Consider the following 13,581-nt stretch of genomic DNA (forward strand, 5'->3'; position numbering starts at 1 on the left):
CGGAGTGTGACACGCCAGACGACCTCACAATTCGCCAGGCCGCGCATCGACGCGCGCGCATTGCTGGGCCTGTACGATCCGGCCGACACCACCGATTGGGGGCCGATTCGCGCCGCGCAGATGCACGCCGGCAGCCAGCTTGCCTTGTTCATGCTCGCGGCCAATCTGATCGGCGCTGCGCTGGTTACCGTGATACTCGCGCCGCTAGTGCCCGAATGGCAGCTCGCAAGCTGGGGGGCGCTGGTCGCCGCCGTCGGCGTCGCCGTGGCGTTTCGCCGCCTTGCCTCGCGTCACCGTTCAGCTGTCACCGCAACCCTGCGCGACGTGCGCGACACTGTGCTGGACGGGATCGCGCTGGGCGCCGTCTGGTCGATCCCCCCCCTCGCCTTCGGCCACTCGGTCGATGCCGGTACGGCGCTGGGCCTTTGGATCATCCTATCGCTGCTGATGTCCGCATCGGCAGTCGCAATGGCGGCGCTGCCACTGGCGACGATCGCGTTCGTTTCGATCGTCGGCGCCTCGATCGTTGCCACGCTCGCCATCATCGCCACACCCATGCTGGCGGCGGCGGCGGCGCTGTTCACCGTGCTGCTCATCATGGCAACGTTCAGCCGGGGCATGTCGCTAGTGGTGATCCGGGCGGGTGAGATCGCCATTTCGGAGCGCGACGAGACGCTCAGCTTGCTTTTGCGTGAGACCGAAACCGAAGAAGTCGGCGCAGGTGCCGACTGGCTCTGGGAGATCGACGCGCAACGCCGCGTCGTCCGCGCCAATCCGCGCTTCTCCGTATCGCTGGGTGCCGATCCCAAGACGATCAACGGCACGCCGTTTCTCCAATTGCTTGCCGGATCGACATGGGAAGCGGGGAATTTCGCCGCGGGCCTGCGCGAACTGGCGGAGAAGCTGAAGGCGCGCGAGGCCTTTCACGACATCTTGCTCCCCGTCGAGGTGCATGGCGAAGAGCGCTGGTGGGAGATATCGGCATCGCCCCGCTTCGATGATGGCGGCAGCTTCTGCGGGTTCCGCGGCGTCGGCTCGGACGTGACGGAGCGGCGCAAGTCTGCCGACAAGATAAACCGCATGGCGCGCTTCGACACGTTGACCGGTCTGCCCAACCGTCTGCTGATCAACGAGACTCTGGCACACGCGATGAGCGAGGCGGAAAAATGGGGTTCGCGCTGCGCTTTCATGATGATCGACCTTGATCGCTTCAAGGCGGTCAACGACACGCTGGGCCATCCGATGGGCGACAGGCTGCTCGGCCGGGTGTCCGAGCGGCTGAAGCAGCTTATGACCCAGAACGAGATGATTGGCCGTCTGGGCGGCGACGAATTCGCCGTAGTCGTCCGCGACGCCAACGACACGGCGCGCGTGGAGCGGCTGGCCCAGGCAATCGTCGATGCGCTTTCGCATCCCTATGAGGTCGATGCCCATACGCTCTATATCGGCTGCTCGATCGGCCTGGCCACCGGCCCGCGCGACGGGCGCACCGCCGAGATGCTGATCCGCTCGGCCGATCTCGCCCTTTATCGATCGAAGGACGCCGGCGGCGGCGTCTTCCATGCCTATGAGCCCCAGCTTCACATGGCGGCCGAGGAACGCCGCGTGCTCGAGATCGCGCTGCGCAACGCCGTCGACAATGGCGAGATGCACCTCAATTACCAGCCGGTCGTCAGCGCCGAAACCGGCCAGCTGACCGGCTTTGAAGCGCTTCTCCGCTGGGTCCACCCCGAATTTGGCAACATTTCCCCCGCCAAGTTCGTGCCCCTCGCCGAGGAAGCCCGACTGATCGCGCCGATCGGCGAATGGGTTTTGCGCACCGCGTGCGACGAGGCCGCGCGATGGGACCTCCCCGTACGCGTTGCGGTCAATGTCAGCCCCGAGCAGCTCCACAACCCGGCCTTTGTAGGCATCGTCACGCAAGCGCTGGCGCAATCGGGCCTGCCGCCCGAACGGCTCGAACTGGAAGTGACCGAAGGCGTGTTCATGCGCGAGGGCACCATGGCGATCCAAGTGCTGGAAAAAATCCTCGATCTCGGCATTCGCCTGAGCCTCGACGATTTCGGCACGGGCTTTTCCTCGCTCGGCTATCTCGCACGCACCCGGTTCAGCTCGATCAAGATCGACCGCAGCTTCGTCCAGGGCGCATCTCAGGGCACTAAGGAAGCGATCGCGATCATCCGCGCAGTGGTGGCGCTTGCAGACAGCCTGGGCATGGCGACCACGGCGGAGGGCGTCGAGACGGAGGAGGAGCACCACATGGTTCAGGCGCTCGGCTGCACCAAGGTTCAGGGCTATTATTTCGGGCGCCCCCTCCCCACCCATGAGGCGCGCGCACTCGCAATGCGGCCAACCGGTGGCAGCGTTGCTGCGTGAGGCCTTGCGGGTGCCGCGCCACCCCGCTAAAGGCCCTCACCGCACAGGGGCGTAGCTCAGCTGGTTAGAGCGTCGGTCTCCAAAACCGAAGGCCCTCGGTTCGAATCCGAGCGCCCCTGCCACGATCGTCCGATGATCCCGACCAACCCCCAGCGGGATTTATGCCGGAGTATAAAGGACTTATGGGTACGCTGTCTTAAGCCCCCGTCCCGAATCAATCTAACAGCCGGCCATGCTGCCCCCGTCAGCAAGTTAAGGTTGTCAATCGGCTCATTGTAAGCCTGGCTTCATCCATGCATCCCGAACCCGGCATTGGTGAGGGGATAGGAATGGCTTGGTCGATACGCATCGCTGCGCTCATCTCGATATTTGTCGCAGGCACGGCTTCCGCGCAAACAGCGCCCATTACGGCATGGGATCTTTTCCGATCGCAGCATCCGGTCCTGACGCCCTCGCAGGACCGCGATATCGATGATCCGATTCTGCGGGGCGCGATTGATCTCCACGCCCATTTCGGGCCCGATGCCTACCCGCGCCAATGGGACGCATTCGAAATCGCGCGCCGGATGGCGGCGCGCGGGATGCGCGGGGTGGTGCTCAAGAACCATTTCACCGAGTCCGCGGGCACGGCTTACCTGGTGCGCAAGCACGCTGGTGTGCCCGGCCTGGAAGTATTTGGCGGACTCTCGCTCAACTCCGAAGTGGGCGGGATCAATCCCGAGGCGGTACGCTATTTCGCGGCGGTGACGGGCGGCTATGCCAGGGTTGTCTGGTTGCCGACCCACGAATCCGAGCACGAGGTCAATCATGAGAAAGCGAGCTACCCTTCGGTCAGCGTCTCCAAGAACGGCGTCCTCCTGCCCGAGGTGCTCGAGGTGCTCGACGTCATCAAGGAAAAGCGCCTAACGCTGGCGACCGGACACGTCACGCCCGCTGAGATGCTGGCCATCATGACCGAGGCGAAGAAGCGCGACTTGGGTCCGGTCATCATCACCCATCCGAATATGGGTCCGAAATTCACCAACCCGACGATGGGGGAGTTGCAGGAAGCGGTGGCGCTGGGTGGCTATGTCGAGTTCGTCGCCAGCGAGCTGCTCGGCAAGCGAAGCGACGAGTTCATCGCGATGATCCGGACCATCGGTCCGGCTCGTTCCTTCGTCGCGTCGGACAGCGGGCTGGTCGGTCTGCCCAACCATACGGACGCGCTCGGACTCACGATAAGGGTGCTGCGCACGGCAGGGTTCACCGAGGATGAACTCGATCTGATGTTCCGCAAGAATCCGGCGATCCTGCTTCGCCTGAATTCATGATCTCGCGAAAGGAACCGTGATGAGTGACCTGCGCCCAGACCCCAGCACCTTCCGGACCCGCCTGTTGGCACGTGAACCGATGATCGGGACGTTCATGAAAGTCCCGGCGTCGCAGAATACGGAAATCCTCGGCCTCGAGGGTTTCGACTTCGTGGTCCTCGACGAGGAGCACGCGCCTTGGACACGCGGCACGCTCGACGCGGCGCTGCTGGCGGCACGCGCTTATGGCACAGCGGGAATCGTCCGCATCGCCCGGCCCGATGCAAACAGCATCCTGTCCGTGCTCGATGACGGCGCGATCGGGATCATGGTGCCGCATGTCGATACCGCGCAAAAGGTCCGCGATGTCGTGTCCTGGGCGCGCTATCTGGGTGGCACGCGGGGCTCGGGCGCCAGCCGGGGCGGTGAATATGGCAAGCGCGGCGGAGACAATTATCGCATCTCCGATGCCATCACGACGGTTATCTGCATGATCGAGGACAGGCACGCGCTCGACGAGATCGATGAGATCGCGGCGGTAGAGGGCGTGGACGCATTGTTCCTCGGGCGCGCCGATCTCGCCCTGTCACTGCGCAACGCCGAAGGTTCGGCACCCGGCATCCAGGAGGCGGTCGAGCGGATCGTGGAGGCGGCGAACCGCGCCGGAAAGCCCGTCGCCGCGGTCGTGCAGTCCATGCAGAGCGACGAGACCACATGGCTTCGCGGCCTCGGCATCACCGCGCTCATGGTTGCGTCCGACATCGGCTTGCTGCGCCAGGCCGCCAGCAGCGCCCTGCGCGAGTTCAATGCATTGATGAGGCCCGGCGAATGAGCAACGGCTTGCGCCGCGAAGCGTGCCTGATCGATGGGGCATGGATCGCAGGCGATCGCTGGATCGAGGTAGACAATCCCGCCACCTGCGACACGATCGGTCGCGTCCCGTCGCTGGGCGCCAGCGAGACCGAGCATGCCATCGCCGCGGCGGCCCGCGCGATGCCGGCATGGGCCGCCCGCCCCGCGCGCGAGCGCGCGGCGATGCTCCGCCGCATCGCCGATCTCATGGCGGAGCATGCGGAACCGCTCGCACGCCTGCTCACCGAGGAACAGGGCAAACCGCTGGCCGAGGCACGCGGTGAAATCGCGTATGCCGCCTCCTTCTTTGAATGGTTCGGTGAGGAAGCGAAGCGCGCGTACGGCGACGTTATCCCCGGCCACATGGAGGACAAGCGTCTGCTCGTGCTCAAGCAGCCGGTAGGTGTGGTTGCCGCGATCACGCCCTGGAACTTCCCCAGCGCGATGATCGCTCGAAAGGTAGCGCCAGCCCTTGCCGCCGGCTGCGGCGTGGTGGTCAAGCCATCCGAACTGACGCCGTTCAGCGCGCTTGCGATCGGCGTCCTGGCCGAGGCGGCGGGTCTGCCGGCAGGCCTGCTCAATATCGTCACGGGCAACGCGCAGGAAATCGGCGCGGTGCTGCTGGCCAGCCCGGTCGTGCGCAAGATCAGCTTCACCGGATCGACGGCTGTCGGCATCAAGCTGATGGAAGGCGCCGCGCCCACGGTGAAGAAGATGAGCCTAGAGCTTGGCGGCAACGCGCCGTTCATCGTGTTCGGCGACGCCGATGTCGATGCGGCGGTGGATGGGGCGATCCTCTCGAAGTTCCGTAACGCGGGGCAAACCTGCGTGTGTGCGAACCGGATCTATGTTCAGTCGGGAGTATATGATCACTTCGTCGACAAGCTTGCCGCCAAAGTGTCGAGGCTGGAGGTCGGAGCGGGTGACGAGGACGGCGCATCTATCGGCCCGCTGATCAACGCTGCGGCCGTCGAGAAGGTCGAACGTCACGTCGCCGATGCGGTGTCGCTCGGCGCGAGCATTGTCACCGGAGGAGCCCGGCATGGCAGAGGCCCGCGATTCTTTACCCCCACCGTGTTGCGTGATGTCACGGCTGCGATGCTCGTCCAGCGCGAAGAGACCTTCGGCCCGCTCGCGCCCGTCATCCGCTTCGAGCGCGACGAGGAGGCGATCGAACTCGCCAACGCCAGCGAATTCGGCCTCGCCGCCTATTTCTACGCGCGCGATCTGAGCCGCGTCTGGCGCATAGCCGAAGCGATCGAGGCCGGCATCGTCGGGGTCAACACCGGTCTCATTTCTACCGAGGTGGCGCCGTTCGGCGGCGTAAAGTCATCGGGCCTTGGGCGCGAAGGCTCGCGCTATGGGCTCGAGGACTATCAGGAGCTGAAATATGTCTGCCTGTCTATCTGACCGGCGCGAGCGTCAGCCCGCGAGATAGCCACCATCCACCGGGATGATCGCGCCGGTGACGAAACGTGCCGCGTCCGATGCGAGATAGACTGCAAGTCCGCTGATCTCTTCGGGCCGTCCCTGCCTGCGCATCGGCGTTCGCGCCACGATCACAGCTTCGCGCTCGGGGGTCTTCTCTTCCGCCGCGAGCAGCGTCGTCTCGACAAACCCCGGTGCGATGGCATTTACCCGGATGCCCTCTGCGGCCCATTCCACCGCCAGCGCCTTGGTCAATTGCATCACCGCGCCCTTCGATGTGGCATAAGCGGCAGCGTTGGCCGGCGCGACGAAGGACCGGATCGAAGCGAGGTTAATCACCGTGCCCTGCGTCTCGCTAAGTTGCGCATGGAAAGCGTGACAAAGGTTGAACGGTCCATCCACGTTGGTAGAAATCGTGCGTCGCCATCGCGTCAGTGCGCCTTCCGTATCGATCCTGCCCTGAAGCAGGATGCCTGCGCTGTTGACCAGGATCGATACCGCGCCGAACTCGGCCCGCACTCTCTCGGCCAGCGCCTCGCAGGCGTCGTGATCCGAAACATCGAGCGCGAATGCGTGCGCGAATCGTCCACCGCGCGTAATGCTGGCGGCGGCATCATCGACCTCGTCGGCCTGGATGTCGGTGAGCACCACCACTGCACCGGCCTCTGCCAGCCCTTCGGCGATCGCCCGTCCGATCCCACGCGCCGCGCCGGTGACCAGGGCCACCCGCCCTTCCAAAAGGCTCATATGCTTGCATCCCTCATAAGCGGTTCGGCATCCAGCCGGACGATCCCATCCAGTCCCGGTTGCGACGCCGGATAACGGCGCAGGACCAGCGGATCGTGGCCGGGGATGATATGCGCCGGAGAACTCGCGAGTGCGCGCATCCGGTCATATCCTTCGAGCATCTCGACCACGTTCTGAACAATCGGAAACGGCCGGGCCTGCTCGAAATTGGCGTAGAAATGCGCGGCGTCCGAGCCGAGAACCACCCAGCCCCGCCGCGTCTTCACGCGCGTCACCTGCAAACCGCCGGTATGCCCGCCCACCCGGTGAACCGAGAGGCCGGGCGCGATCTCGCTATCGCCATCATGGAAGTTCACCCGCCCATCGAACACGCGCCGGACCAGGGCCGTCACATCCTCCACGTCGAAGGCATGTCGCAGGAAGGGATGGCACATGCACCGTCCGGTACAGAACGCCATCTCGCTATCCTGCACATGGTATCGGGCATGGCCGAACATGTCGGAATTGCCAGCATGATCGAAATGCATGTGTGAGATGATGACGTCGGTGATCGATTGTGGATCGATGCCGATCGCCTGCAGTCCCTGGTCCACGGGGCGTAGCAATGCGCGATTGCGCTTTCGTCCGGTGGCCGCGTCGAACCCGGTGTCGAGCAGAAAGGTCCGCTCCGCGCCCACGATCGCCCAGACGAAATAGTCGAGCGGCATCGGCCCGTCATGCTCGTCCCCGCCGATGAAGTTCGCGGCGGCGTTGCGGTCGAAATGGCCATAGCGGATCGCGTGGATCTCATATTCGTCGCTCATGCGGATACTCCGGGCATGCAGCCTCAGGCGATTTCCACGCCCGCCCATTGTTCGACGATCTGGGAGAGGTGCGTGAAATCCGATTGCGGGCCATGCCGCGCCTGCGTGATCGTCAGCATGTCGCGCACCACGCTGCCGATCAGCATCGGCACGTCATTGGCCTGCGCTTCATTCAGGCACATGCGCACATCCTTGAGCGCCAGACCCGTCGCGAAGCCAAAATCGAACGTTCGCGGCAGCACCGCTCGGGGGAATTTGTCCGCAGTCGCGCTGTTCGCCCCGCTCGATGCGTTGAGGACATCGATCATCGTCTTCGGATTGAGCCCGGCCTTGACGCCAAGGGCCACGCCTTCCGAGGTCACGACCAGGGCGGCGGCGGACAGCATGTTGTTGACGAGCTTCATCATCTGACCCTGCCCGGCAGCGTCGCCGACACGGAACACCCTGCCAAACGTCAGCAACAGGGGCTCGATCTCACCCCAATATTCAGCCTTGCACGCCGCCATAAGCGAGAGACGCCCCGCAAGTGCCCCCGCCCGTCCGCCGCTGACCGGCGCGTCGACAAACGCGATTCCGGCCTCCTCCAGCCTTGTGGCGACATCGGCGGAGGCCTGAGGTCCCGATGTTGACAGATCGACGATCATCCGTGGCCTGCCATGGACCAGCCCTTCAGCGCCCAGCGCCACTTCGCGCATAACCTCCGGCATGGGCAGGCTGAGAAACACGACGTCGCAGCTTTCGCCGACTTCCCTGACAGACTGCGCCATCCGGCCGCCGGCTTCGATCAGCGAGGCTCCGGCCCCCTGAGCCCGATCGAATCCCATCACCGCATTGCCAGCGGCAGCCAGCCGGGGAGCCATCGCGCTTCCCATGCTACCGAGTCCGACAAAGCCGATCATTTCGCGTCGCGCCATTTCCGATTCACTTTCTTGCTCGAACCCCGCGACACCCGCGCTGGCGCTCGTTGTTTTCCGTTCTGCTCCCGCTCAGTCCTGCGCTGGAGGCATGGGATATTCGTCAGCGTTGAGCACCCAGCCGGGCTTGCTCGAGAAATCCAGGCGCGGGGGCGAGAAGATATCCACCAGCTGACTTTCACCCTCGCCATATGCCGATGTGTGCAGCACCGGCGGGGGGATCACGGTGATCGATGGAGAGCCGACCACCGCGTGCTCATCCTCGCGCCAATCGTGATAATTAATCGTCCACGGCCAACGCATATGGTGAGTCCAGGTCCCGGACAGCGCCAAGGAGCATTGCTCGAAATCGTCGTGCGAATGTGGCGAAAGCTTGGTCAGGTCCCGCGCCGCGAACCGCGCGCCGGGCATGTTCACCATCATCGTCGTGCAACGCCAGATTTTGCCGGCACGTCCCTCCTGCTTGGGCACGTCGAGCGAATAGACGCGGATCCTGAAGCCATCGACCGGATCCGGCCAAGGCTCGAACGGGGGAATGTTCGGGTGCGGCTCTGCATAAGACCCGGCGTTCGCGCACTTCGCGGCCAGATCCTCCGAACGTGCGGAGAACAGGCGTACGACCCGCCCGCCCTTCGGAAAGACCAGCCGGCTCGATCCGGGCGGCACGATGAACAAGGCATAGCCGTCGCTGCATTCTTCCTGCGCACCCGCCGTCGCGATGACCGGCGTGTCAGGATAGGGCAACAGGAGCATGAACTCGTCGATCTGACCGACACGGTCGAACACCGCCCCCGGCTCGAGTTCGCTATAAGCGACGATGAAGTTCTGCCCGCGCGCAAACCAGGTCTTGCCGTTCGCATCATCCTCGGTCGGTGGATCGCGATAGAAAAGGCCATATTCCGCCGCCGCGGCAGGAAGCGCTGGCGGCGCTGCGCGCTTGGGCGCCGACATAAGCGCCGAACGGGGATCACTCGGATCGTACATGGGACTCCTCGATTTTGGCGTCAGGCGGCGATGCCGGGGCCTGGGTTGCATCGCTGCCCGCAAGCGAACCGGCCGCCCAGGCGCCGGCCTCGCGCACAACCTGCTCCGCCTGCGCGATCATCCCGATCATCGAGGCGAAGCCGTGACTCATGGAATCGTACCGACGCAGCTCGACGGGTACTCCCGCCCCCTCCAGGCGCTCCGCGTAGGCAAGACCTTCGTCATGCAGCGGATCATGTCCGGCGATGACAATGAAGGTCGGGGGCATTCCTGTGAGATGCTTCGCACGCAGCGGCGATGCATGTGGATGCGCGCGCTGTTCCTGCGTGGCGTAATGGTCCCAGAACCAGCGCATGTCCCGGGTCGTCAGCGAATATCCGTGCGCCTCGCTGCGCCGATAGGAAGCCGTCTCGAAATCGTGATCGGTCACCGGATAGAAAAGGATCTGCCCGCGAAGTTCGGGCCCTCCGACCTCGCCGGCGCGCAGCGCGCACGCCGTGGCTAGGTTCGCCCCGGCACTGTCGCCGGCGACCATGACCGGCAGCGCGAATGTGCCCGCAGCCCATGCCACCGCAGCCCAGGCATCATCGAGCGGCGCTGGAAACGGATGCTCGGGCGCGAGCCGATAATCGACGTTGAGCACCGCGCAGCCCGATGCATCGACCAGGACCTGGGAGACAGCATCAGCGCTCTCGAGATCGCCAAGCACCCAGCCGCCGCCATGAAGATAGACAATAACGCCCATTGGCCGGCAGCGCGGGACATACAGGCGCGCCATGATGGCGCCGCGCGGACCTGCAAACGACACGTCATCGACCCGCCCATTCTTCGGGCCGCTCGCCAATGCGCCAGCCGCGCGACGGGCGGCCGCGAGCTCACGCGCCACGGCGGGAGTGCAATCGGCGATCGCCGGCAACCCGGCCTTCGCAACCTGCGCGAGCAACTTCCTTAGAACAGGATCAAGCGGCTCCACCACTAGCCTCCCCACGGCGCGAGCCGGATATGGCTTCCGAAATGCGCCGTGAGGATGCGGCGTTCCATACATTTCATCGAGTTGCCGCCTCCTTCCGACGCGTTCTTTCGCGGTCGCTCCGCGTTGGCATCGGGGGCTGCGGGACTCCGAAATGCTATGGCATCCCCGGACCCCCAGCCCCCGACGATCGAGACGGCCTAGAACTTCGCGCGGACGCCAAGGCGATAGGCGCGCCCGACCACATCGTAGTGGAGCGGGTTGCCGAAGAGGCGGAGCTGGCCGGGGGGATATTTATCGAAGACGTTGCTTACGCTGCCATAGACCTCAACGCCCTCGATTCCGGGGCGAATTGTCGCCGAGAGATTGAGGTAGAAGCGCGAATCGACCGTGTTGATGTTCACGCTGTTCGCCGCGTTCACATTATATCCGGCCTGCTCCGGCCCGACCTTGGTCGGATCGAGGATCGCCTCCGGAATATAGCGCGCATGCGCGGTGAGCGACCAGCTCGGCCGCGAATAGGTGATCACCCCATCCAGCTTGTACCGCGGCACACCCAGCACGTTGCCGAGCGCCCCGGAATTGCCCGTGACGCCATCAAACTTGGTCTCCACGCCCGTGGCGCTGATCGAGACCAGGCGGAAGACGTAATTGGCGTTCAACTGGAAATCCAGATTGCCACCCAGCACGTCCGGCACGCGATAGTCGCTGACAATTTCCAGACCCCGCGCCTCAAGCTTGCTCAGGTTTTGGAAGTTGGTGAGCACCGTCGTCACGGCGCTGGCCTTGTGCGCGCCGCTGAAGGTGATCAGGTTGCACGCCAGGTTCTGCGAGAAGCAGGCCGTGAGGATGTTGGGTGCGGTCAGCGCATCGATCGCCCCGTCCACGTCGATCTTGTAATAATCGACCGCAACGCGCAGCCGCGGGATGAAGCCGGGACGCAGCACGACGCCCGCCGTCATGGTCTCAGCCGTTTCGAGGCCCAGATTCGGGTTGCCGCCCGACACGATATTGACCGGATGCGATCCCCCGCCGAACGGATCGGCAAGCGGCGACAGCAGCGTGATCGTGTTGGGGTTCGATTCCGCGGCGGTTGGCGCGCGAATATCATGCGAGCGCGTCACGCGGAACATGATCGCATCGCTGGGCTCATAGACGCCGCCCAGCTTCCAGGTGGTAGCGTTGCCCGCCGTGTTATAATGGGTGCGGCGCACCGAACCGTCGATCGTGAGCGACTTCGCCAGCGGCTTGTCTGCCAGAAGCGGCAGGCTTGCCTCGACATATCCTTCGATCACCTTGCGATCGACCATAGGCAGCGCATTGACCTGTGGCGTCACAAAGGCGTTGGCGGCGGTCAGCGCATCGGTGGTGCCCACCGCAGTATCGCGCCGCCACTCAAAGCCCAGCGCGACCTGCGCCGGACCCGCGCCCAGATCGAACAGCGAGCCGCGAACGTTCGCCGCGATCGAATCCTGCTTGATCGTGCGCGTCTGGAATTCGGTGAGGAAGTATTTCGACAGCACTTCCGGGGTCATGCTGTTCGTGCCCAGGAAGTTGATCGGGATGCAGCCATCGGCGGGGTTCGCCACCGAGGAGGAGCAGATCACCGGAGCGCCCGAAGGCGTGCGGTAGATCGTGCCGGTATATCCCGCCGGCGGCGTGATCGCGGCAGCCGCCTGCCCGTCCACCGCCTTCAGGCGCACATTGCTCACATCGACCCGGCTATGGGTTTCGCCATGGATGTAGGATGCATCCCAGTCCCAATCGCCGAACAGGCCGCCCTTGAGCGCCAGCACCGCGCGGAAGACATCGTTGCTGCTAACTGCCTTGAGCTGCTTGCCGGCCTCTTCCTTCGCCGCGAACACGTTGATCGCCGTGATGTTCGGATTGGCTGCCAGGAGCTGCGCACGGACGGCAGGCGTGATGAACGGGTTGTCGATCGAAATGCCGACCGATCCGCCCACCGGCGTCTGGACCAGACCCGAAGCCTGGACCGGGCCGCCATGGACGCGGCTGAACATGACCTCGGCCGATACCTTCAGATCATCGGTGAGTTCATAATCGACATGCGCGAGACCCGATGCGTGCCAGGTGGGTGCCCGCAGCGGCGCGCCGTTGAAGCCGTAATTCGGGCGAACGCTGGGATCACCGCCCTGCATGAACGTGCCGCTGAGCAGATTGCCGAACTGGAACGGCACAAGCGCGGTACCCGCTTCATTGAACTGCAGATTGCGGAGCGCAGTCGGCAGCGAATTGGCGCCGGTATTGTTGACCTGCTGACCCAGCGTCGTGCGCACGCCGCCCACGGTCTGCACCACGCTGGCGAGAACACCGCTGGGGTTCATGACGAAATAGACGTCCGGAAGCACCAGCGTCGCCGGCAGGCCGTTCGTGCTGACGCCGCCGATATAGCCCGGGTTCGGAATGTAATTGACTGCACGACGGCAGAATTCGCGCGCAAGACAGCCGCCGATGCCGTAATTCTTCTGGAATTCACCGCCCACGATGAAGTGGCCGCGATCGTTCGCGAAGGACGAGCCGTAAGCGAGCGAAGCCGACACGCTCTTATTATCGCCCTGCTCGCTGATTCCGGCGCTGAAATTTGCCTTGAGCCCGGTCATCTTGACGTCGAGGATCAGGTTGACGACGCCCGCCACCGCGTCCGCGCCATAGGCGGCAGAGGCACCGCCGGTGACGACTTCGGTCCGCTGGATCAGCGCCGAGGGGATGCCGTTCAGATCGACCGCGCCGTTATCGGTGCTTGGCACGAAGCGGCGGCCGTCGAGCAGCGTCAGCGTGCGGGTGCCGCCAAGGCCGCGAAGATCGACCGAGTTCGCGCCGATCGCGCCGCTCACGCGGAAAAGATTGGATGTCGGCGTGGTCGATGCGCGGAACGACGGGATCTGGTTGAGCGCTTCCGAAACGGAGGGCAGCGCAAGATTCTCCATGCGCTCGCTGCTGATCTGGTTGACCGGGGTGGGCGAATCGAAGCTGTTGCGCCCGATGCGCGACCCGGTGACGATGATCTCGCCTCCGCTACCCGCTTCCGGATCCTGCGCGCTGCTGGCTTCTACCGGCTCTGCGGGCGCCGTCTGCGCGATAGCCGGACTTGCGAACGCCGCGATCGCGAACGCGATGGTCGAGCCACCCCGCGCCAGATACTGGTTGAACTTCTTCATCGCTCCCCTCCCCTTTAGGATGCAGACCTCCATCATTTG

General features: G+C 64.5%; 10 protein-coding genes, 1 tRNA gene and 1 pseudogene. 5 read left to right on the forward strand and 7 right to left on the reverse strand.

Annotation, left to right across the window (positions count from 1 at the left end; translation table 11 throughout):
* The first annotated feature begins 120 nt into the window (after nucleotides 1-120).
* The 5 genes from SSO01S_RS05755 (at nucleotide 121) to SSO01S_RS05775 (ending at nucleotide 5,927) form a co-directional block, all read left to right on the forward strand.
* Nucleotides 121-2,376: a putative bifunctional diguanylate cyclase/phosphodiesterase gene (locus tag SSO01S_RS05755; RefSeq protein WP_439646555.1), complete on the forward strand. Its 2,256-nt coding sequence runs from the start codon at nucleotides 121-123 to the stop codon at nucleotides 2,374-2,376.
* A 45-nt stretch (nucleotides 2,377-2,421) separates the two neighbouring features.
* Nucleotides 2,422-2,498, forward strand: a tRNA-Trp gene (locus SSO01S_RS05760).
* A gap of 171 nt (nucleotides 2,499-2,669) precedes the next feature.
* Nucleotides 2,670-3,686, forward strand: a complete 1,017-nt coding sequence (locus tag SSO01S_RS05765) for a DUF6282 family protein (RefSeq protein ID WP_157073663.1) — start codon at nucleotides 2,670-2,672, stop codon at nucleotides 3,684-3,686.
* Between the two features lie 19 nt (nucleotides 3,687-3,705).
* Nucleotides 3,706-4,497, forward strand: coding sequence for an HpcH/HpaI aldolase family protein (locus SSO01S_RS05770; RefSeq protein ID WP_066796600.1), 792 nt, complete (start codon nucleotides 3,706-3,708; stop codon nucleotides 4,495-4,497).
* Entirely contained in the window at nucleotides 4,494-5,927 is a 1,434-nt protein-coding gene (locus SSO01S_RS05775; protein ID WP_066796603.1) for an NAD-dependent succinate-semialdehyde dehydrogenase, read from the forward strand. Before SSO01S_RS05770 ends, SSO01S_RS05775 begins: the two co-directional genes overlap by 4 nt.
* A gap of 12 nt (nucleotides 5,928-5,939) precedes the next feature.
* Here SSO01S_RS05775 and SSO01S_RS05780 read toward each other — a convergent pair whose 3' ends face one another.
* The 7 genes and pseudogenes from SSO01S_RS05780 to SSO01S_RS05805 all read right to left on the reverse strand — a co-directional run bounded on the left by SSO01S_RS05780 (nucleotide 5,940) and on the right by SSO01S_RS05805 (nucleotide 13,542).
* On the reverse strand, nucleotides 5,940-6,692 hold the full coding sequence (locus SSO01S_RS05780; protein WP_066796606.1) for an SDR family NAD(P)-dependent oxidoreductase: 753 nt from the start codon (nucleotides 6,690-6,692) through the stop codon (nucleotides 5,940-5,942).
* Entirely contained in the window at nucleotides 6,689-7,495 is an 807-nt protein-coding gene (locus SSO01S_RS05785; RefSeq protein ID WP_066796609.1) for an N-acyl homoserine lactonase family protein, read from the reverse strand. Before SSO01S_RS05785 ends, SSO01S_RS05780 begins: the two co-directional genes overlap by 4 nt.
* Before the next feature lie 23 nt (nucleotides 7,496-7,518).
* A complete protein-coding gene (locus SSO01S_RS17970) occupies nucleotides 7,519-7,902 on the reverse strand; it encodes an NAD-binding protein (protein ID WP_281178680.1) in 384 nt (127 codons plus the stop codon).
* A 45-nt stretch (nucleotides 7,903-7,947) separates the two neighbouring features.
* A pseudogene (locus tag SSO01S_RS17975) lies at nucleotides 7,948-8,412 on the reverse strand (NAD(P)-dependent oxidoreductase); the annotation flags it as partial.
* A gap of 69 nt (nucleotides 8,413-8,481) precedes the next feature.
* The gene (locus tag SSO01S_RS05795) at nucleotides 8,482-9,393 is read right to left on the reverse strand and encodes a cupin domain-containing protein (RefSeq protein WP_066796615.1); all 912 of its coding nucleotides are present in this window, start codon (nucleotides 9,391-9,393) and stop codon (nucleotides 8,482-8,484) included.
* Nucleotides 9,377-10,366, reverse strand: a complete 990-nt coding sequence (locus SSO01S_RS05800; RefSeq protein ID WP_169798323.1) for an alpha/beta hydrolase — start codon at nucleotides 10,364-10,366, stop codon at nucleotides 9,377-9,379. Before SSO01S_RS05800 ends, SSO01S_RS05795 begins: the two co-directional genes overlap by 17 nt.
* Nucleotides 10,367-10,563: 197 nt before the next feature.
* Nucleotides 10,564-13,542, reverse strand: a complete 2,979-nt coding sequence (locus SSO01S_RS05805; RefSeq protein ID WP_066796621.1) for a TonB-dependent receptor domain-containing protein — start codon at nucleotides 13,540-13,542, stop codon at nucleotides 10,564-10,566.
* Nucleotides 13,543-13,581 lie beyond the last annotated feature (39 nt).

This window comes from Sphingomonas soli NBRC 100801, assembly GCF_001591025.1.
GTDB classification, from domain to species: Bacteria; Pseudomonadota; Alphaproteobacteria; order Sphingomonadales; family Sphingomonadaceae; genus Sphingomonas; species Sphingomonas soli.

Bases quoted from the DNA above. Each gene is read 5' to 3' on its own strand.
- SSO01S_RS05755 (WP_439646555.1), top strand. From the start codon at position 121: ATGCACGCCGGCAGCCAGCTTGCCTTGTTCATGCTCGCGGCCAATCTG.
- SSO01S_RS05765 (WP_157073663.1), top strand. From the start codon at position 2,670: ATGCATCCCGAACCCGGCATTGGTGAGGGGATAGGAATGGCTTGGTCG.
- SSO01S_RS05770 (WP_066796600.1), top strand. From the start codon at position 3,706: ATGAGTGACCTGCGCCCAGACCCCAGCACCTTCCGGACCCGCCTGTTG.
- SSO01S_RS05775 (WP_066796603.1), top strand. From the start codon at position 4,494: ATGAGCAACGGCTTGCGCCGCGAAGCGTGCCTGATCGATGGGGCATGG.
- SSO01S_RS05780 (WP_066796606.1), bottom strand. From the start codon at position 6,692: ATGAGCCTTTTGGAAGGGCGGGTGGCCCTGGTCACCGGCGCGGCGCGT.
- SSO01S_RS05785 (WP_066796609.1), bottom strand. From the start codon at position 7,495: ATGAGCGACGAATATGAGATCCACGCGATCCGCTATGGCCATTTCGAC.
- SSO01S_RS17970 (WP_281178680.1), bottom strand. From the start codon at position 7,902: ATGATGAAGCTCGTCAACAACATGCTGTCCGCCGCCGCCCTGGTCGTG.
- SSO01S_RS05795 (WP_066796615.1), bottom strand. From the start codon at position 9,393: ATGTACGATCCGAGTGATCCCCGTTCGGCGCTTATGTCGGCGCCCAAG.
- SSO01S_RS05805 (WP_066796621.1), bottom strand. From the start codon at position 13,542: ATGAAGAAGTTCAACCAGTATCTGGCGCGGGGTGGCTCGACCATCGCG.